Consider the following 18,366-nt stretch of genomic DNA (forward strand, 5'->3'; position numbering starts at 1 on the left):
CGGTCCAGGCTTGAGGCATGGCTCTCACCACTCCCGACCTGCGCGCATTCCTGATCCTGCTCATGGCGGGTGGCCGCAGCCCGCCGCGCAGCGCACTGCTGCGCTGTTTTGGCAGCCCGGCAGAGATACTGGTCGCCGGGCACGAGGCCTGGCGTGCCGCCGGCTGCGACGATCTGCAGGCGGCTCGCCTGCAGGCGCCCGATGCGCGCGTCTTGGACGCAGCCCTGCACTGGTGCGAGCAGCCCGGCCATCACCTGATCGGCCTGAACGACCCCGACTACCCCGCCCTGCTGCGCCACATCGTCAACCCGCCGCTGGCCCTGTTCGTGGACGGCGACCCGAACGCGCTCTGGCACCCGGGCGTGGCCGTGGTCGGCAGCCGCTCCGCCACCGCCGGCGGCCGCGACCACACTCGCGCATTCGCCTCCAGCCTGGCCGGCGCCGGCCTGGCCATCGTCAGCGGCATGGCCGCCGGCGTGGATGCGATCGCGCACGAGGCCGCGCTTGCCCGCAGCGACGCCATCACCGTGGCGGTGGTGGGCACCGGCACGGATGTGGCCTATCCCGCGCATCACCAGTGCCTGCGCGATCGCATCGCCGCGCGTGGTGCGGTGGTCAGCGAGTACCTGCCCGGCACCGGGGCGGTCGCGGGACACTTCCCGGCCCGCAACCGGATCATCGCCGGGCTGGCCCTGGGCACCCTGGTGGTGGAAGCAGCCATGCGCTCGGGTGCGCTGATCACCGCGCGGCTGGCGGCGGAGGCCGGGCGCGAGGTGTTCGCCCTGCCCGGCTCGCTGCACAATCCGCTCGCGCGCGGCTGCCATCACCTGATCCGGCAGGGCGCCACCCTGGCGCAGGAGCCGGCCCAGATCATCGACGGCCTGCGCCTGCTGTCGGGCGAACTGGCAGACGCCTTGCGCCAGCGCCTGGCCGCCCCCACTGATCAGGCCAGGACACCACCGCAAGCCGGCACGGCGCGCTCGGATCCGGACTACCAGCGCTTGTGGCAGGCGCTGGGCCACGACCCAACCCCTATGGATTCCCTGGTCGAACGCACCGGATTGACGGCCGCCGCGCTGTCCTCCATGCTGCTCATCATGGAACTGGAGGGAGACGTGGTCGCCGAGCACGGTCGCTATACCCGCAATCCCTAGTTTCTTCACCTCCACAGCGTCGCGCGACGCAGGCCGAGGGGCAATGAAAGAGAGCATTCTTGATGTACTGCTGTACCTGTTCGAACATTATTTCAGCGAAGATGCGGACCTGGTCCGCGACCGTGACTCGCTTCAGAATGGCCTGATCCAGGCCGGTTTCAGTCCCGCAGAAATCAGCAAAGCCTTCGACTGGCTGGACGCGCTCTCCGAGCAGCGGCCCAGTGTCGCGCGCCCGCATGTCGATGGACCGGTACGCATCTATCACGGCCCGGAGCTGGACAAGCTCGATGTGGACTGCCGTGGATTTCTGCTGTTCCTGGAACAACACCGCATCCTGGACGCCGACCAGCGCGAGCTGGTGCTGGACCGCGCCATGGCGCTGGATCAGGACGAACTGGACCTGGACGACCTCAAATGGGTGGTCTTGATGGTGCTGTTCAACCAGCCGGGCGCCGAGGCGGCCTATGCCTGGATGGAAACGCAGATGTTCCTGGACGAGCCTGAACCCGTACACTGAAGCGGAAGCCGCAACGGAAGCGTGCGAGGGGACGGCAATGAGCAGTTGGTATTACGCCGAGGGCAACCGCCATCGGCGTGGCCCGGTGGCTGGCGAGGCCTTGCTGGCGCTGTATCGCGATCACGCGATCGCACTGGACACCCTGGTCTGGCGCGCAGGATTTGCCCGATGGGTGCCGCTGTCAGCGTGCGCCGACGAGCTCGGGCCCCCGATTTCCACCGCCATGCGCACCGCAGTGCTGCCGCCGCCGCTGCCGCCGGTTACGCCTGCGGCTGTTCACGCCGCAGCCGCCAGTTCGTCCCCGTCGTCAGCGCAGCGCCTGCCCGGCAATGGGCCGGGTTGGCCGCTGGCCCTTGTACTGGGCGCGGTGGTGGGCCTGTTCGTGCTGGTGGCGGTGATCGGCATCCTGGCTGCGATCGCGCTGCCGGCGTATCAGGACTACACCGCGCGTAGCAAGGTCGCCCGGGCGATCACGGCGCTGGCGCCCTTGAAGCCGCAGATCGCCGGGTTTCTCGCCCAGCAAGGCCGTTGCCCGGTCAATGGCGATGCCGGCTTCCTCGCGCCCGAGCGGTATGCAAACGAGGTGCTGACCAGCGTGCAGATCGGCCGTTTCGACACCACCGAATGCGGCGTCGAGGCGCTGCTGCATGCGCCGACGATGACCAGGATCGACGGCAAGGCGCTGTGGCTGGATTTCGACGCGGACGCCGGCATCTGGCAGTGCAGCTCCGAGATCGACGACGACCAACTTCCGCCGGACTGCCGCGGCTAGTCAATCGCTTTACCCAAGGGGACTTCAATGACGCAGTGGTACTACGCCGACGCACAACGCGAGCGCCAGGGGCCGGTGGACACGGACACGCTTCGCGCGCGCCTGTCCGACGGCCTGATCGATGCATCCAGCCTGGTCTGGCGCGAAGGCTTGCCGCAGTGGGTAACACTTGGCGAGGTCGCGGCCGAGCTGGACGTCGCCACCGCGGTGCCGACGCCTCCCGCGCCGACCGCCGATGCGGACCCGGACGTTCCGCGCAGCGCGCCGCAGGCGACGGTTGACCCGGCCAGCGGCGCGGCGGGCGGTACGCCTGCCGCAGCCGCGTCATTTGCCGCCCGCACTGCAGACGCTGCGCCTGGGCAGACCGAACCCGGCCTTGCCGATCAGTATGCGGTGGCCGATCACCAGCAGCTTCCGGCGCGCGAGCACGCTGCACCGGCAGATGCTGCACCGGTCGATCCAGTGGCGTGGGCCACCACGCCGGCAGACGCGGCCACAACTCCAGCGGCCCCAGACCCGATCCTGACCACCACCGCTAACGCGCCTACGCCGGCCTCTACCTCGTCGCATCCATCCGCCGGCGTGCCGGTTCCGGATGCCTGGGGCTCTGCCGCCGCGCCTGCCGCCACCGTTGCCTCGCATGAGGCCCCGGTTGTCTACGCCGGACTGTGGCGGCGCGTGGCCGCCAGCATCCTGGACAGCCTGATCACCAGCTTTGCGGTGTACCTGATCGTGATTCCGTTGGTGTTCGTCGTGGCGCTGGCGACCACCCGGGGCGATTCCGGCTCGGCGCTGGACGACGGCAGCGCACTCGGCACCGCCATCCTGGTGCTGTCCTATGGCATCGGCCTGGCGATCCCGACGCTGTATTTCGCCTGGATGCAGTCCAGCCGGCATCAGGCCAGCCTGGGCAAGCTCGCCTGCGGCATCAAGCTGGTGCGTGCCGACAGCAACGGCGGCCGGGTCGGTTTCTGGCGCAACGTGCTGCGCTATCTGGCCTACATGCTGATCAGCGTGCTCACCCTGGGCATCGGCGCGATCGTGGCGGCGTTCATGGCCGGCATGACCGCGCGCAAGCAGGCCCCGCACGACAAGGTCTGCGACACCCTGGTGGTGGACCGCTGGGCCTTCACCGATCACCCGGAGCGGCAATCCAGGGGTCTGGATACGGTCACCATCGTGGTCCTGGCCATTTATGCGGTGCTGCTGGTGTTCTCGGTCGTGGCGCTGGCCTTCCTGCTGACCGCCATCGGAATGAGCCAGAACTAGCAGTTCGCGGCACTGGCCGCTTGACACGGCGGCGTCCGCCGTGATCTTTCTAATAAGAGAACTGAACGCCCGGGCTCGTTTCCCGGGCGTTGACGTGTGGGAAACAGGCGATCTGCTTCCCTCCACCGGCCAATTAGGCCACGCTACCCGCCCCCCGGGCCCTGCCCAAAGAATTCGCCACCATGCCCAAGCACCTGCTCATCGTCGAATCGCCTGCCAAGGCCAAGACGATCAATAAATACCTCGGCAAGGACTTCACCGTCCTGGCCTCGTATGGGCACGTGCGCGATCTCGTCCCCAAGGAGGGCGCGGTCGATCCGGACAATGGCTTTGCGATGCGCTACGACCTGATCGAGAAGAACGAGAAGCATGTCGAAGCCATTGCGCGCGCCGCCAAGAGCGCCGACGACATCTATCTGGCCACCGACCCGGACCGCGAGGGCGAGGCGATCAGCTGGCACATCGCCGAGATCCTGAAAGAGCGCGGGCTGCTCAAGGACAAGACGATGCAGCGGGTGGTGTTCACCGAAATCACCCCGCGCGCGATCAAGGAAGCCATGCTCAAGCCGCGCGCGATCGCGGCCGATCTGGTCGATGCGCAGCAGGCCCGCCGCGCGCTCGACTATCTGGTCGGCTTCAACCTGTCGCCAGTGCTGTGGCGCAAGGTGCAGCGCGGGCTGTCGGCCGGCCGCGTGCAGTCGCCGGCGCTGCGCATGATCGTGGAGCGCGAGGAAGAGATCGAAGCCTTCATCGCGCGCGAATACTGGTCCATCGATGCGCATTGCCGGCATCCGTCGCAGCCGTTCAATGCGCGCCTGATCAAGCTGGACGGGCAGAAGTTCGAGCAGTTCACCGTCACCGACGGCGATACCGCAGAAGCGGCGCGGCTGCGCATCCAGCAGGCCGCCCAAGGCGTGCTGCATGTCACCGATGTGGCCAGCAAGGAGCGCAAGCGCCGCCCTGCCCCGCCATTCACCACCTCCACGCTGCAGCAGGAAGCCTCGCGCAAGCTCGGCTTCACCACCCGCAAGACCATGCAGGTGGCGCAGAAACTGTATGAAGGCGTGGCGCTGGGCGACGAAGGCTCGGTCGGTCTGATCAGCTATATGCGTACCGACTCGGTGAACCTGTCGCAGGACGCGCTGGCGGAAATCCGCGATGTGATCGCGCGCGATTTCGGCACCGCCTCGTTGCCGGACCAGCCCAACGCCTACACCACCAAATCCAAGAACGCGCAGGAAGCGCATGAGGCGGTGCGTCCGACCTCGGCGCTGCGCACCCCGGCGCAGGTGGCGCGCTTCCTGTCCGACGACGAGCGTCGCCTGTACGAGTTGATCTGGCGCCGCGCAGTGGCCTGCCAGATGATCCCGGCCACGCTCAACACCGTCAGCGTCGATCTGTCGGCCGGCAGCGAGCACGTGTTCCGCGCCAGCGGCACCACCGTGGTGGTGGCGGGCTTCCTGGCGGTCTACGAAGAAGGCAAGGACACCAAGAGCAGCGAGGACGAGGACGAAGGCCGCAAGCTGCCGCTGATGAAGGCCGGCGACAACATCCCGCTGGACCGCATCGTCACCGACCAGCACTTCACCCAGCCGCCGCCGCGTTTCACCGAAGCGGCGCTGGTCAAGGCGCTGGAGGAATACGGCATCGGCCGGCCGTCGACCTACGCTTCGATCATCCAGACCCTGCAGTTCCGCAAGTACGTGGAAATGGAAGGCCGCAGCTTCCGTCCCACCGACGTGGGCCGCGCCGTGTCCAAGTTCCTGTCCGGGCATTTCACCCGCTACGTGGATTACGACTTCACCGCCAAGCTCGAAGACGACCTGGATGCGGTCTCGCGCGGCGAGGAAGAGTGGATCCCGTTGATGGAGAAGTTCTGGGGCCCGTTCAAGGAACTGGTCGAGGACAAGAAGGATTCGCTGGACAAGACCGACGCCGGCAGCGTGCGCGTGCTGGGCACCGACCCGGTCAGCGGCAAGGAAGTCAGCGCACGCATCGGCCGGTTCGGCCCGATGGTGCAGATCGGCACCGTCGAAGACGAGGAGAAGCCCACCTTCGCCTCGCTGCGGCCGGGCCAGAGCATCTATTCGATCTCCATCGAAGACGCGCTGGAACTGTTCAAGATGCCGCGCGCGCTGGGCCAGGACAAGGACCAGGACGTCAGCGTCGGCATCGGCCGCTTCGGCCCGTTTGCGCGCCGCGGCAGCGTCTATGCCTCGCTGAAGAAGGAAGACGACCCGTACACCATCGACCTGGCGCGCGCGGTGTTCCTGATCGAGGAGAAGGAAGAGATCGCGCGCAACCGCGTGATCAAGGACTTCGAAGGCAGCGACATCCAGGTGCTCAATGGCCGCTTCGGCCCGTACATCAGCGATGGCAAGCTCAATGGCAAGATCCCCAAGGATCGCGAGCCGGCCACGCTGACGTTCGAAGAAGTGCAGCAGTTGCTGGCCGATACCGGCAAGCCGGTGCGCAAGGGCTTCGGCGCCAAGAAGGCCACGCTCAAGAAGAACGCGGTGAAGGATTCGGCCAAGGAGGCCAAGGACGCCGCCAAGAAGACCGCGGTCAAGAAAACCGCCACCAAGACGGCGGCGAAGAAGGCGCCGGCCAAGAAGGCCGCTGCCAAGAAGGCCACCAAGCGCGTGGTCAAGAAGACCGTGAGCAAGGCCGCAGGCTAAGGGCGCCGCATGCAGCACATGCTCAGCCTGGACAGCGCCGTCGCCACCCTGACCCAGGGCGGCGTGATCGCCTATCCCACCGAAGCGGTGTGGGGACTGGGCTGCGACCCGCGCCAGCAGGCTGCGGTGCTGCGGCTGCTGGAGATCAAGCGTCGTCCGGTCGACAAGGGCGTGATCGTGGTCGCTGCCAGCGTGGATGTGCTGCACGCGTGGGTGGATATGGACGCACTGGCGCCGGCCCGCAGGCAGGAAGTGCTGGCCAGCTGGCCGGGCCCGCATACCTGGATCCTGCCGATCACCGCCCAGGCGCCACGCTGGGTCACGGGCACGCACGACGGGCTGGCGGTGCGCATCAGCGCGCATCCGGTGGTCGCCGCGCTCTGTGCGGCCTGGGGCGGCCCGTTGGTCTCCACCAGCGCCAACCTGGCCGGCGAACCACCCGCGCGCAGCCGCCAGGTGCTGGACCCGGCCCTGCTGGCCAGCATCGACGGGGTGATGGATGGCGAGGTGGGCGCGTTGGCGCAACCGACCCAGATCCGCGATGCCCGCAGCGGACAGATCCTGCGCGACTGAGCAGTGACCACGCCCCGCCTGTCGGCGCGCCTGCCTGCACACCGCCTCCCCCTTTGCCCATAGCCCGGCAGACGCGCACACTGCGGCCATGCGTACCGTCCTGACCCTTCTGTTGCTGGCCACCACGCTGCCTGCGTCGGCGGCCAGCACCGCCAGCAAACCGGATCCGAATGTGCGGATCTACCGCTGCGTCAGCAGCACCGGCACCGTCGCCCTGCAGGATGCGCCGTGCAGCAGCGGGCGCCAGCAGGTAATGGACCTGCAGCGCCCGCAGGATCCACCGCCGCGACCGCAGCGCGCCGACGCCGCCCCGGCCGCCGTCGCCACGCAGCCGGCGCGCGAGGTGCGCATCATCACCGTGCAGCCGCCGCAGCCGATGTACGAGTGCACCACCGAAGAGGGCGAGCGCTATACCAGCGACAGCCCGGAAGGCAATCCGCGCTGGGTGCCGACCTGGGGCCCGGCCTATGTGGGCAATGGCATTGGCCCGCCGGTCAGCGGCGGCGGCATCCAGCGTCCGCCGATCTCGGTCAGCCCACGCCCGGCGGGCGCGGTGCAGGGAAGCTCCGGACGGGGGGGAAGCCTGCGCGGCAGCGCAAGCTTCGGAGGCGGCTACCACGGCGGTTACAACGGCGGCGGCCACGGCGGCACGGTGATCGTGCCCTACGGCAACGTGCAGATCCGCGACGAATGCCATGCCCTGCCCGAACAGGAAGTCTGCGCGCGCCTGGCCGACCGTCGCTGGGAACTGATCCGCCGCTACAACAACGCCCTGCAGAGCGAACGCCAGGATCTGAGCCGCGAGCAGCGCGGCATCGACGCGCGCCTGCAGCGCGACTGCGGCGGCGCATGAGGCGCTGGCTGTGGGTGGCACTGCTGGCGAGCGCCGAGTTGGCCAACGCACAGGAAGTGGCGATCTACCGTTGCACCGATCCGGCCGGCGCGCTCACCGTGCAGAACATGCCGTGCCCGAAAGGCATGCAGCAGCAGAAGAAGCTGATGACGGTACCGGCCGCAGTGCCGTTCACGCAGGGTGGATCGGGCGCAGCAGCGCCGGCGCGTACAGCGCCCGCTGCGCAGCCGCAGGCCACCCCCAAGACCGAGGCCCCTGCCTCCGCCCCGGCTGCGACGCCAGCACCGGTGGCAGCGACGCCACCTGCCGCGCCCTCGACATCCACGCTGCCACCGCCGCCCCTGTTCGAATGCACCGCGCACGACAACGGGCGCTATTTCACCGAAGACCGCGAGCCGGCCACGCGCTGCCTGCCGATGCAGACCACCAACCTGGCCGGCGGGCCGGCGACCGGCGGCGGCAGCGCCTGCGAGGTGGTCACCGATCGCTGCGCACCGGTGCCGGACCAGCGCCTGTGCGAGGCCTGGCGCCAGCGTGCCGAGCAGGCCGAATCCACCTGGCGTTTCTCCGACGAGGCACAATCGGCCGAGCGCAAGCAGCGCTACGTGCAGATGCGCCGGGTGCTGGACGAAAGCCGCTGCGCGCATCCATCCGCCACGCCGTGATGCCGGCAGCGGCGCTCCGGCGCAGGTCAGTCGGTGTACCGGCACCGCGCTGACCGGGCTGATTCTTCAAGCCACCGACAACCGTCACCATCACCAGTTGGCAGGCGCGGTGCATTGCGCCGCGGCACAACCGGGCCTCGCTGTCGCCTGCCTAGCGTGCAGGCGCGGCTGGCAAAAACCTAGAGGAGTGGCGCGCCGACGGGCCGGCGCATGTCTGCGCATCTTCCGATGCCATGCATGGGCACTGTCCGCGTGACCATGCATGCAGACGTGTCAGAACCCGTAGCGCAGGAAGCCGCCATCCACTGCGATGCATTCGCCGGTGATGTAGCTGGCTGCCGGCAGGCAGAGGAAGCCGACGGCGGCGGCCACTTCTTCCGGTTCGCCGATGCGGCGCATCGGGGTGCGTTCGATGACCTGCTCGTAGTAATCCGGGTCCGACAACGGCCCGGAGGTGCGACGGGTGCGGATGTACCACGGTGCCACCGCGTTGACGCGGATGCCGTCCTCGGCCCATTCCACCGCCAGGTTGCGGGTCATCTGCTGCAACGCGGCCTTGGTCATGCCGTACGGCGCGCCGCTGCGCACATGGGTGATGCCGGAGACGCTGCCGACATTGACGATCGCCGATGCTGCGTGGCGGGTCAGCAACGGGTGCGCATAACGCGACAACTCGAACGCGGCGAACACGTTGGTTTCGAAGATGCCGCGCCATTGGTCCTCGGTGTAATCGATCGCCGCGCGGGTGATGTTGCCGCCGGCATTGTTGATCAACAGATGCAGGCCATCGGCATGGTCTTCCACCCAGTCCAGAATCGCGCGACGCTCTTCATCGTCGGCCACATCGGCGGCCAGCCCATGCAGCTCGCGCTCGGGAAATTCCTCGGCCAACTCGTCGCGTGCCTGCGCCAGGGCATCGGCATCGCGCGCCACCATCAGCAGATCCGCGCCGAAGCCCAGCAATTCGCGCGCGATGGCAAAGCCAATGCCGGCGCTGGCACCGGTGATGAGCGCGGTCTGTCCATCCAGCCGCCAACGATGGGTTGTCACGTGGGTGATCCTCTTTCAAGACGCAGGAAACGGCCGCCGCAGCGCAGTTGACGCGCTACGATGGCCCCGGCGTTAGGATACCGCCACCCCGAGCGAGGTCACGACGATGAAACGGCATTGGATTCTTGCGACCAGCCTGATGCTGCTGCTGGGCGCGTGTCAGCGACCGCAACCTGCGCCTACCGAGCAGAAGCCCGAGCCACAGGCCACTGCCCTGCGCGACCACATCCAGCAGCCGTTGAACAAGGCACATGCGGTGCAGGCAGCAAGCGACCAGGCCGCAGACGATCAACGCAAGGCGATCGACGCGGCCACGCAGTAACCGAAGCCTGCTGCCTGACACGCGCGCGTTTGTGTCCAGGCAGCAATGCACGTGCGCGCAGGCGATTGCGCGCCAGGCGAGCAGTGCACCCGTGCGCACGGCCAACACGCATAAGTTCGCTCGACCGTGGCGCCATGCGTTCTGCCATCTGTCTTTTGCGTCGTTGGCGCGCCCGCATCGTGGCGTTGCCTGAGCGCTGACACGACAACGCCGGCACGTGGCCGGCGTTGTCGATCCCTCACGCTGGCATCGTGCCGCGTCAGAACCCGCAGAAGCAGTACGCCAGCGACTTGACCGGGGTGCCGCCCGCCTTGCTGTCGTGCACGGCGTCTTCGACGAAGCGCAGCTGCGTGTCCACTTCCGGCAGCGAGCGCGCCAGCAATGCACGTGCCATGCCCGAATCGCCCAGCATCCAGGCACCCATGCGGCTGCCGGCAAATCCGCTCATGAACTGCGAGAACGGCGTGGCCGGCTTTTCCACGTAGCGCACGCGGAACTTGCCGCGGCTCAGCTTGGCGCGGTTGGCCGCATCGGCCACCGCTTCGGACATGCCGCCGAACGCGTCCACCAGACCATGCTGCCTGGCCTGCGCACCGCTCCACACACGACCGCGTGCGACCTTGTCGATGGCGTCCACCGACTGGTGGCGCGCCTGCGCCACCTTGCCGGTGAAGTCGGCGTAGCCCTTGTTGATCACCGCCTGGATCACCTGGCCGGCGGCCGGGTCCAGCGGACGGGTGATGTCGAAGGCGCCGGCAAACCGCGTGGTGCCCACGCCATCGGTGTGCACGCCGATCTTGTCCAGCGCGCGGGTCAGGTTGGGCACCATGCCGAAGATGCCGATCGAGCCGCTGATGGTCGACGGATCGGCATAGATGCGATCGGCGTTCATGCTGATCCAGTAGCCACCCGAGGCGGCCAGATCGCCCATCGACACCACCACCGGCTTGCCGGACTGCTTGAGCGCGACCACCTCGCGGCGGATCTGCTCGGAGGCAAACACCTCGCCGCCGGGCGAATCCACGCGTAGCACCACCGCCTTGACCTCGTCGTCGTCGCGCGCCTGGCGCAGCAACGCGGCGGTGGACTCGCCACCGATGCGGCCGGCCGGCTGCTCGCCGCCGCTGATCTCGCCGGCGGCCACCACCACGGCCACCTGCGGGCGGCTGTCCATCGCCGAACGCTGCGCCTGCAGCTGGCTCAGATAATCGTTGAAGCCGATGTTGCGGAAGCCGCTGTCGGCATCGCTGTCGGCCACGCCGCGCTTGGTCAGCAGCGCATCGACTTCCTCGCGGGTCTTGAGCCCGTCGACCAGCTTCTGCTGCAGCGCGAACTTGGCCAGGTCGCCACCGGCGGCGGTCACGCCCTCGGGCAGGGTGTCAATACCGGCGCTCAGCTGCGCCGGGCTGAGCTTGCGTGCGGTGCCGACATCGGCCAGGTAGCGCTGCCAGACGTCGTTCATCCAGAACAGGTCCGCTTCCTTGGCGTCGGCCGACGCGGCATCGAGGATGTACGGCTCGGCGGCGGACTTGTACTCGCCCACACGGAACAGATGCACGTCCACGCCGAGCTTGTCCTGCAGGCCTTCGCGGAAGTACTGCCGGTAGCGGCCAAGTCCTTCCAGCAGCACGCTGCCCATCGGGTCGAGATAGACCTCGTTGGCCTGAGCGGCCAGCAGGTATTGGCCCTGGCTCATGCTCTCGCTGAAGGCGACGATCTGCTTGCCGGAGGTGCGCAGCTTCTGCAGCGCCGCGGCCACTTCACGCTGCGAGGCGAAACCGGCCGGCTGGAACTTGTCCAGGTTCAACACCACCCGCTCGATCTTGCGGTCCTTGCCGGCCGCCTCGATCACCCGCACCAGATCGCGCAGCTGCACTTCCTCGGCGCTCTTGTCGCCGACCGCCTTGGCCAGCGAGCGGCTCACCGGATCGGCGCTGAACTGCTCGACCAGCGTGCCCTCGGGGTTGATCACCAGGGTGGTGCGCTCGGCCAGCGGCTTGGTGCCGTCGCCCCGCGCGATCGCCACCACGAACAGCAGCAGCATCAGGAACAGAAAACCGAAGAACACCAGGTTGAAGATCAGGCGCCGGGTGAAATTCATCACATCCCAAAGGCCGACGAAGAAACTGGCGATGGGACTGCGACGCACGGGGTGGTTCATGGAAAACTCCGTCGAAAGACGCTGCATGCAATTCAATGGTGTCCAGCATACCGGCTGCGTGGCGCGCGCGGCATGCGCTGGAAGTCAGGGGGTCGTGCCGGCAGTCAGTCGCCGGCTGGTCTGCCGGAAGCGCAAGCCCATCAGGACCGACGCCACGGTCAGGCCCAGGATCAGGCCGATCCACATGCCTTGCGGTCCCCAGCCCAGCCCCAGGCCGAGCCCGGCGCCGATCGGCATGCCGACACCCCAGTACGAGAACATCGCCAGGAACATCGGCACGCGGGTGTCCTTGAGCCCGCGCAGCGCGCCGCTGGACAGCACCTGGATGCCATCGGGAAACTGGAACGTGGCGGCAAACAGCAGCAGCACCGAGGCCAGCGCCGCCACCGCCACGTCATCGGTATAGACGCTCACGATGGCATCGTGGCCCAGCAACAGCACGCTGGCCGACAAGGCCTGGGTGCCCAGCACGATGGCGTAGCCGGCCCAGGCCGCGCGCCGCATGCCCAGCGGATCGCCGCGCCCGACCGCATGCCCGACCCGCACGGTGGTGGCCTCGGCCACGCCCATCGGAATCATGAAACACAGCTGCGCGACGTTGATCGCAATCTGGTGCGCGGCCGCTTCGGTGGAGCCGAGCCGGCCAATCAACAGGGCGGTGACGATGAACAGGCCGCCCTCCATCAGTACGGTGATGCCGATCGGCAGACCGGTGCGCAACAGGTCGCCAATCGCGCGCCAGCGCGGCCCCTCGAGATGGGCGAACAACTGCAGATGCGCAAAGCGGTGCGAGCGCCACAGATACAGCGCAAACACGCTGGCCTGCACCCACATGGTGATCGCCGAGGCCATGCCCAGGCCTTGCGCACCATGCTCGGCGAAGCCGAATCTGCCATAGGTCAATGCATAGCCCAGCGGCGCCAGCACCAGCAGGCCGCCAAAGCCCAGCAGCATGGTCGGCAGGGTCCAGTGCATGCCCTCGCTGAGGTAGCGCATGCAGAAGTAGAACGTCAGCGCCGGCCCGCCCCAGCGCACCGCGTGCAGGAAGTCGGTTGCGCCCGGCACGATGTCCGGCGCAATCCCGAAGGTGGGCAGCAGCGGCGGCACCGCGCTCAGGAACGCGAACATCACCGCACCCAGTCCCAGCGACAGCCACAGGGCCTGGCGGAACAGCGGGCCGATCTCGTGCTCGCGGCCGGCACCGCGCAGCTGCGAGACCGAGGCGGTCAACGAGATCAGCGTGCCGATCGGCACCAGCATCGGCAGCCACAGCAGCGAGGTGCCGATGGTGACCGCCGCCAGCGTGGCGGTGCCGTGGTGGCCGGCGATGACGTTGTCGACAAACCCGATCAGGCCGGTGGAGACGTGGCCGAGCACCAGCGGCAATGCGAGCAGGCCGGTGGTGCGCACTTCCGCGGCGAAGCGCGGCGCCGCGGAGGTGGGTGCAGAAGAGACAGACATGAAAACCGATCGCTGCGCGGACTACGGCCGTGCCGGGAGGCGCTGGCACCGGGTCGCGTGGGGCCGCTATCTTACCCGGACTTCCGGGATGGGCAGTTGGGTCGCCGGAAAGACCACGCCAGGCCGGGAACACACGGGGCGGCAGATGCGCCACGTCAGGCGGCCGTGATGGCCGGCCCCCCCGGGACCGGATGCCTGGGCACGAGCGGAGTCGATGTCCTGCGGCGTGACGATCGCCCCCTGGGCAACTGCACTGCCGAAGGCGGCAGCCCTGCATGCCCTCCACGCCGTGTCTGCCTCGGTGCGCGGCATCGAGGATGGACACCGAGCACGCGTGGAGACGATGCCAGCGCGGGGGCTGGTGCACCGGCGCCGTCACGCCGCTGCCGCTTAGCGCGCCAGCTGGCGCTTCAACCAGGCGCTGCGCGTTGCCGGTGCCTGCGCAAGCAGGGCGTCGCGCAGGGCATCGCGCTCCTGCGGCGGCGTGCGTTGTGCCAGCACCGCCAACTGCTCCAGCTGCCCGGCATCCAGGCTGCGCAGCGCCGCAAGCAACGTGTCGCGCTGCGCTGGTGGCACATAGCCGATCAAGGGCTGCAACTGCGGATAGAACGCGCCCAGCTGCGAGCCCAGGCGCCAGCCATCGCGATGCAGGCGATCCATTGCGGTGAACTGCGTGCGCAGCGCGCGCTGCTGGTCGTCGGGCAAGCCATGCAGACGCTCGCGTGCCTGCCGCAATACCACCCGGTCGGTGGCGGTGAGCCCTTTCCAGGCCGCATAACGGGCGCGCAGCTCGGCCCGCTGGGCCGGCGTCAATGCGTCCCAGCGCGCGCGCTGCTGCGCGGCGCTCGGGGTTGCGGCAGTGGCGGCTGCGGGCGTCGGCATGCCGGCGGGCGCAGTCGCGTTGCCTTCCTCCAACGGCGCCGGCAGGGTCTGCGCAGCGGCCATGCCGACAACAGCCAACGCCAGCAGGCCGCACCACTTAATTGTCGTCATCGACGGTCTCCAGGGTGGCGGCAGGCTGGTCGGCGGTGGTGGCATGCGCGCCGGATTCGTCGGCCGGCACCGGATGGCCGGCCGCATACCAGGCGTAGAAATCGGCCGAACGCGCCAGTTCCAGGTCCGGGTCGGCCAGCATCGCCTGGTCGCGCGGATCCAGGCCGGGGTTTGCCACCGCCTCCGGCAAGTCGGCGGCGGGAAGGTCTTCCACCAGCACCGGCGCGGCATCGGTGACGTGCAGCACGCCGGCCGGGGCCTGCGAGACCGGCTCGGGCGGCAGCGCCGGCCGGCGATGCGTCCACCACCAGCCCAGCGCGGCGAGCAGCAGCGCCAATGCCAGCACAGCCAGCACGATGCCGGCGTGGCGGCGGTCGATCCGCGGCCAGTGCCACTGGCGGGCAGGCCGGGCGCGCGGAGCGGCCGGGCGCCGCGCCTCGGCGGCGGCAGCCACGGGCGCGGCCGCGGCAGGCTGCAACGGCATGCCGGCCAGGGCCGACTCGCGCAGCTGTGCCAGCCGGCTCAGCTGGGCCGGGCCGAGGTCGCGCAACTCCTGCTGCGCCGCCTCGGCCAGCACCCGCCAGGCCTGCGCGTCCGGGTTGCCGGCCGCATCGCGCGGACAGGCGCGGGCCAGGGACTGCCGATAGGCCCCCACCTCGATGCCTTGCACCTCGCTGGCGGGTTCTTCTTCCAGCCCGGCCACGATACGCAGCAGGAGCGCCAGGCGGTCGGTGGTCTGCATCCGCCCCAGTGCGGTGAACGGAGGCAACCAGGTCCCCGGCATGGGCTCGCGTCGCAGCGGCGGGGCGGTTGCCAGCAGGCTCCAGAAGCGCATCGGCCAGCCGGCCATCGGGCGACCCGCCGCCTGGCTGCTGAACGCCCGCAACGCGGCCGCCAAGGCCCGCTCGGCCGCCGCGCCATCGCCACACTGCAGTTGTGCGAGCACCAGACCCCGGCGTTCGACACCGCGCAAAAACGCTGACAACGCGGCAGGGGTGACAGGGGCGTCGGGGACTACGGTCATGAGAACTCCAGCATCGGCCGGCATGATACCGACGCAATCGGCCCCCGCCGATGGCTTGACAGATCGACCTGGCTACGCTGCGCTCCGATGCCGCCGACCGCCGTCATCGACGCGGGTTGTGCACAGCGGCAGACATGCCGATACGCAGGCGTCTGTCAACTGTTGATTTTTCTTTGTTGCATTCGTGTTTCACGCCTAAGTGATTGATCCTGTTAGCTTTAAGCCGATTGGCTAAAAAATGTCCAACAGGTTGCAGAGGCTAGTGAATCCGCCTTCACAGCGTGGAGCACGAGACTAATTCACAGGCTTATCCACAGGCAGTGTGGATAAACCCGTTTCCTTAACCCTCACATAGGTTTACGTCGGATTTATCACTTCGGTCACACAAACACGTCGTAAGCCCGCGCACCGATCCGGCGCCATCGGCAGGCCCGTGCCGGGTACTGGACAGGGTCGGTAGACTGGCCGGATGTCCTCGACCGTCGCCACCCTGCGCGTCGCCTTGCCGGTGCCGCTGCCCCAATTGTTCGACTATCTGCCCCCGGCCGAGGCCGCGCTGACCGACCCGGCGCGGGTCGGCTGCCGGGTGCGGGTGCCGTTCGGGCCACGCGAGCTGGTCGGGGTGGTGGTGGAGATCGGGCAGTTGGCCTCCGCCGAGGGGCTGCGCGCGGCGCTGGCATGGTGCGACGACGCCCCGCTGCTGGTCGAGGAGCTGGCCCGTTCACTGCAATGGCTGGCGCGCTATACCCACGCACCGCTGGGCGAAGCCCAGTCCAGCGCCCTGCCCGGCCCGCTGCGCCGCGGCGAGCCGCTGGCCGAGACCCATGCCTGGGCCTGGCAACTGACCGAGGCCGGGCGCACCGGCGCCGCCAGCCTGCGCGCCGGCAGCCGCCCCGCCTTGCTAGCCGCCCTGCTGCTGCCCGGTGCGCTGGGCGAAGAACAGCTGGACCCGTTGCTGCCGCAATGGCGCGAGGCCGCACGCAGCCTGGCCAAACGCGACTATGCCGCGCGCGTGGCGGTGCCGGCCGACAGCATCCCGCCCCGCCCTGGCAGCGGCCCGCAGCTCAACGACGAACAGCAGGCCGCCGCCGACGCCATCCGTGCGCAGCGCGGTTTTGCCACCTATCTGCTCGACGGCGTCACCGGCAGCGGCAAGACCGAGGTCTACCTGCAGGCAATCGCCGACTGCCTGGCGGCCGGTCGCCAGGCGCTGGTGCTGGTGCCGGAGATCGGCCTGACCCCGCAGACGCTGGGCCGCTTCCGCGCCCGCCTGGGCGTGCCGGTGCACGCGCTGCATTCGGGGCTGTCCGATGGCGAACGCGCGCGGGTGTGGGCAGCGGCCTGGCGCGGCGAAGCCAAGCTGATCGTCGGCACGCGCTCGGCGGTGTTCACCCCGCTGCCCAATGCCGGGCTGATCGTGATCGACGAAGAACACGACGGCAGCTACAAGCAGCAGGACGGCATTCGCTATCACGCCCGCGACTTCGCGCTGGTGCGCGGCAAGGCGCTGGATGTGCCGGTGATCCTGGGCAGCGCCACGCCGTCGCTGGAAAGCCTGCATAACGCCTATTCCGGCCGCTACCGGCATCTGCGCCTGTCGCGTCGGGCCGGCGAGGCGCGTCCGCCGCGCGTGCGCGTGCTCGACGTGCGCAAGCGCCCGCTCAAGGACGGCCTGTCGCCGGACGTGCTGGCCGGCATCGGCGCCACCCTGGCGCGCGGCGAGCAGGTGCTGGTGTTCAAGAACCGCCGCGGCTATGCGCCGGTGCTGCTATGCCACGACTGCGGCTGGACCGCCGCCTGCCAGCGCTGCAGCACGCCGCTGCACCAGACCCCGATGACCGTGCACGCCGGTGGCCGGCGCCTGCAATGCCACCACTGCGGCGCGCGCCAGCCCGCACCGCTGGCCTGCCCGGCCTGCGGCAGCCTGGCGCTGCAGCCGCAAGGCATCGGCACCGAGCGGCTGGAAGAACGCCTGACCGAGGCGTTCCCGGACTTTCCGGTGGTGCGCATCGACCGCAGCACCACCCAGCGCCGCGACGCGCTGGAAACCCAGCTGGCGCGCCTGGGCAGCGCCGCCGGCATCCTGGTCGGCACCCAGATCCTGGCCAAGGGCCACGACCTGCCACGGCTGACCATGGTGGTGGTGGTCGGCATCGACGAAGGCCTGTTCTCGGCCGACTTCCGTGCCGCCGAGAAACTCTCCCAGCAGCTGATCCAGGTGGCCGGACGCGCCGGGCGCGCCGACCGCCCCGGCGAGGTCTGGCTGCAGACCCACCACCCCGAACATCCGTTGCTGCAGACCCTGGTCAACGGCGGCTACCACGCCTTTGCCGATGCCGAACTGCAGCAGCGCCAGGCCGCGGGATTTCCGCCATTCGCGCATCTGGCGCTGTTCCGCGCCGAAGCCAAGGACGTGGCAGCGGCCAACCAGTTCCTGCTGGCGGTGCGTGGCCTGACCACGGCGGACACCACCACGCAATCGCCCGCGTTTGCCGCAGTGGAATGCTACGGCCCGATGCCGGCACCGATGCCGCGCCGCGCCGGTTTCCAGCGCACCCAGTTGCTGTTGTCCGCGCAACAGCGTTCGGCGCTGCATCGCCTGCTGGACGCGCAGTTGCCGGCGATCCATGCGCTACCGCAGGCGCGGCGCGTGCGCTGGTCGCTGGATGTGGATCCGATCGATCTGTACTAGTGCAGGCGTATCGCGCACCGCGCTGCCACCAGACTCACGTTCTAGCCAATGCGCCCACGCTCCGTAGGAGCGCACCCGGGCGCGACGGCGTTACCGGCAATGCCCTCGCGCCCAGGTGCGCTCCTACACACAACGCGAGGCCAGCAAGCCGCGCGGTGGGATCGTGCGTTGTAGGAGCGCAC

At 68.9% G+C, this 18,366-nt stretch carries 15 protein-coding genes; 10 read left to right on the top strand and 5 right to left on the bottom strand.

What is annotated here, in order from left to right:
• The first annotated feature begins 17 nt into the window (after positions 1-17).
• The 8 genes from dprA to EO174_RS17970 all read left to right on the top strand — a co-directional run bounded on the left by dprA (position 18) and on the right by EO174_RS17970 (position 8,481).
• On the top strand, positions 18-1,154 hold the full coding sequence (dprA, locus tag EO174_RS17935) for a DNA-processing protein DprA (RefSeq protein WP_104584068.1): 1,137 nt from the start codon (positions 18-20) through the stop codon (positions 1,152-1,154).
• Between the two features lie 43 nt (positions 1,155-1,197).
• On the top strand, positions 1,198-1,671 hold the full coding sequence (locus EO174_RS17940; RefSeq protein ID WP_003484452.1) for a DUF494 family protein: 474 nt from the start codon (positions 1,198-1,200) through the stop codon (positions 1,669-1,671).
• 37 nt (positions 1,672-1,708) lie between these two features.
• The gene (locus EO174_RS17945) at positions 1,709-2,443 is read left to right on the top strand and encodes a pilin (RefSeq protein WP_126946401.1); all 735 of its coding nucleotides are present in this window, start codon (positions 1,709-1,711) and stop codon (positions 2,441-2,443) included.
• Positions 2,444-2,470: 27 nt separating this feature from the next.
• Positions 2,471-3,712, top strand: a complete 1,242-nt coding sequence (locus EO174_RS17950) for an RDD family protein (protein WP_126946404.1) — start codon at positions 2,471-2,473, stop codon at positions 3,710-3,712.
• A gap of 182 nt (positions 3,713-3,894) precedes the next feature.
• The gene (locus tag EO174_RS17955; protein ID WP_104584082.1) at positions 3,895-6,390 is read left to right on the top strand and encodes a DNA topoisomerase I; all 2,496 of its coding nucleotides are present in this window, start codon (positions 3,895-3,897) and stop codon (positions 6,388-6,390) included.
• A gap of 9 nt (positions 6,391-6,399) precedes the next feature.
• Positions 6,400-6,963 carry a Sua5/YciO/YrdC/YwlC family protein gene (locus tag EO174_RS17960; protein WP_126946407.1) on the top strand — a complete coding sequence of 188 codons (564 nt, stop codon included), beginning with the start codon at positions 6,400-6,402 and terminating at the stop codon, positions 6,961-6,963.
• 88 nt (positions 6,964-7,051) lie between these two features.
• Complete coding sequence (locus tag EO174_RS17965) at positions 7,052-7,816, top strand: DUF4124 domain-containing protein (RefSeq protein ID WP_126946410.1); 765 nt, start codon at positions 7,052-7,054, stop codon at positions 7,814-7,816.
• Positions 7,813-8,481 carry a DUF4124 domain-containing protein gene (locus EO174_RS17970; RefSeq protein WP_119128098.1) on the top strand — a complete coding sequence of 223 codons (669 nt, stop codon included), beginning with the start codon at positions 7,813-7,815 and terminating at the stop codon, positions 8,479-8,481. The genes EO174_RS17965 and EO174_RS17970 overlap by 4 nt, the downstream gene beginning before the upstream one ends.
• A gap of 273 nt (positions 8,482-8,754) precedes the next feature.
• Here the strand turns inward: EO174_RS17970 and EO174_RS17975 are convergent, their stop codons facing one another.
• Positions 8,755-9,531, bottom strand: coding sequence for an SDR family oxidoreductase (locus tag EO174_RS17975; protein WP_104650048.1), 777 nt, complete (start codon positions 9,529-9,531; stop codon positions 8,755-8,757).
• 106 nt (positions 9,532-9,637) lie between these two features.
• Between EO174_RS17975 and EO174_RS17980 the strand changes: the two genes are divergently transcribed.
• On the top strand, positions 9,638-9,853 hold the full coding sequence (locus tag EO174_RS17980) for a hypothetical protein (RefSeq protein ID WP_047127474.1): 216 nt from the start codon (positions 9,638-9,640) through the stop codon (positions 9,851-9,853).
• Between the two features lie 259 nt (positions 9,854-10,112).
• Here EO174_RS17980 and sppA read toward each other — a convergent pair whose 3' ends face one another.
• From sppA to EO174_RS18000, 4 genes are all read right to left on the bottom strand, one after another.
• Complete coding sequence (gene sppA, locus EO174_RS17985; protein WP_104650047.1) at positions 10,113-12,014, bottom strand: signal peptide peptidase SppA; 1,902 nt, start codon at positions 12,012-12,014, stop codon at positions 10,113-10,115.
• Between the two features lie 84 nt (positions 12,015-12,098).
• Complete coding sequence (locus EO174_RS17990) at positions 12,099-13,475, bottom strand: MATE family efflux transporter (protein ID WP_126946413.1); 1,377 nt, start codon at positions 13,473-13,475, stop codon at positions 12,099-12,101.
• Positions 13,476-13,865: 390 nt separating this feature from the next.
• A complete protein-coding gene (locus tag EO174_RS17995; protein WP_164740255.1) occupies positions 13,866-14,468 on the bottom strand; it encodes a DUF3106 domain-containing protein in 603 nt (200 codons plus the stop codon).
• Positions 14,455-15,492 carry a hypothetical protein gene (locus EO174_RS18000; protein ID WP_126946416.1) on the bottom strand — a complete coding sequence of 346 codons (1,038 nt, stop codon included), beginning with the start codon at positions 15,490-15,492 and terminating at the stop codon, positions 14,455-14,457. Before EO174_RS18000 ends, EO174_RS17995 begins: the two co-directional genes overlap by 14 nt.
• Positions 15,493-15,961: 469 nt before the next feature.
• Here EO174_RS18000 and EO174_RS18005 point away from each other — a divergent pair, with 469 nt between their 5' ends.
• Positions 15,962-18,184: a primosomal protein N' gene (locus tag EO174_RS18005; protein WP_126946419.1), complete on the top strand. Its 2,223-nt coding sequence runs from the start codon at positions 15,962-15,964 to the stop codon at positions 18,182-18,184.
• Positions 18,185-18,366 lie beyond the last annotated feature (182 nt).

Source organism: Xanthomonas sp. BRIP62418 (assembly GCF_003993495.1).
Lineage (GTDB): Bacteria > Pseudomonadota > Gammaproteobacteria > Xanthomonadales > Xanthomonadaceae > Xanthomonas > Xanthomonas euroxanthea.

Coding starts and splice junctions, on each gene's coding strand:
- sppA (WP_104650047.1), bottom strand. CDS start 12,014: ATGAACCACCCCGTGCGTCGCAGTCCCATCGCCAGTTTCTTCGTCGGC.
- EO174_RS17995 (WP_164740255.1), bottom strand. CDS start 14,468: ATGACGACAATTAAGTGGTGCGGCCTGCTGGCGTTGGCTGTTGTCGGC.
- EO174_RS18000 (WP_126946416.1), bottom strand. CDS start 15,492: ATGACCGTAGTCCCCGACGCCCCTGTCACCCCTGCCGCGTTGTCAGCG.
- dprA (WP_104584068.1), top strand. CDS start 18: ATGGCTCTCACCACTCCCGACCTGCGCGCATTCCTGATCCTGCTCATG.
- EO174_RS17955 (WP_104584082.1), top strand. CDS start 3,895: ATGCCCAAGCACCTGCTCATCGTCGAATCGCCTGCCAAGGCCAAGACG.
- EO174_RS17980 (WP_047127474.1), top strand. CDS start 9,638: ATGAAACGGCATTGGATTCTTGCGACCAGCCTGATGCTGCTGCTGGGC.
- EO174_RS17965 (WP_126946410.1), top strand. CDS start 7,052: ATGCGTACCGTCCTGACCCTTCTGTTGCTGGCCACCACGCTGCCTGCG.
- EO174_RS18005 (WP_126946419.1), top strand. CDS start 15,962: ATGTCCTCGACCGTCGCCACCCTGCGCGTCGCCTTGCCGGTGCCGCTG.
- EO174_RS17990 (WP_126946413.1), bottom strand. CDS start 13,475: ATGTCTGTCTCTTCTGCACCCACCTCCGCGGCGCCGCGCTTCGCCGCG.
- EO174_RS17960 (WP_126946407.1), top strand. CDS start 6,400: ATGCAGCACATGCTCAGCCTGGACAGCGCCGTCGCCACCCTGACCCAG.
- EO174_RS17940 (WP_003484452.1), top strand. CDS start 1,198: ATGAAAGAGAGCATTCTTGATGTACTGCTGTACCTGTTCGAACATTAT.
- EO174_RS17950 (WP_126946404.1), top strand. CDS start 2,471: ATGACGCAGTGGTACTACGCCGACGCACAACGCGAGCGCCAGGGGCCG.
- EO174_RS17945 (WP_126946401.1), top strand. CDS start 1,709: ATGAGCAGTTGGTATTACGCCGAGGGCAACCGCCATCGGCGTGGCCCG.
- EO174_RS17970 (WP_119128098.1), top strand. CDS start 7,813: ATGAGGCGCTGGCTGTGGGTGGCACTGCTGGCGAGCGCCGAGTTGGCC.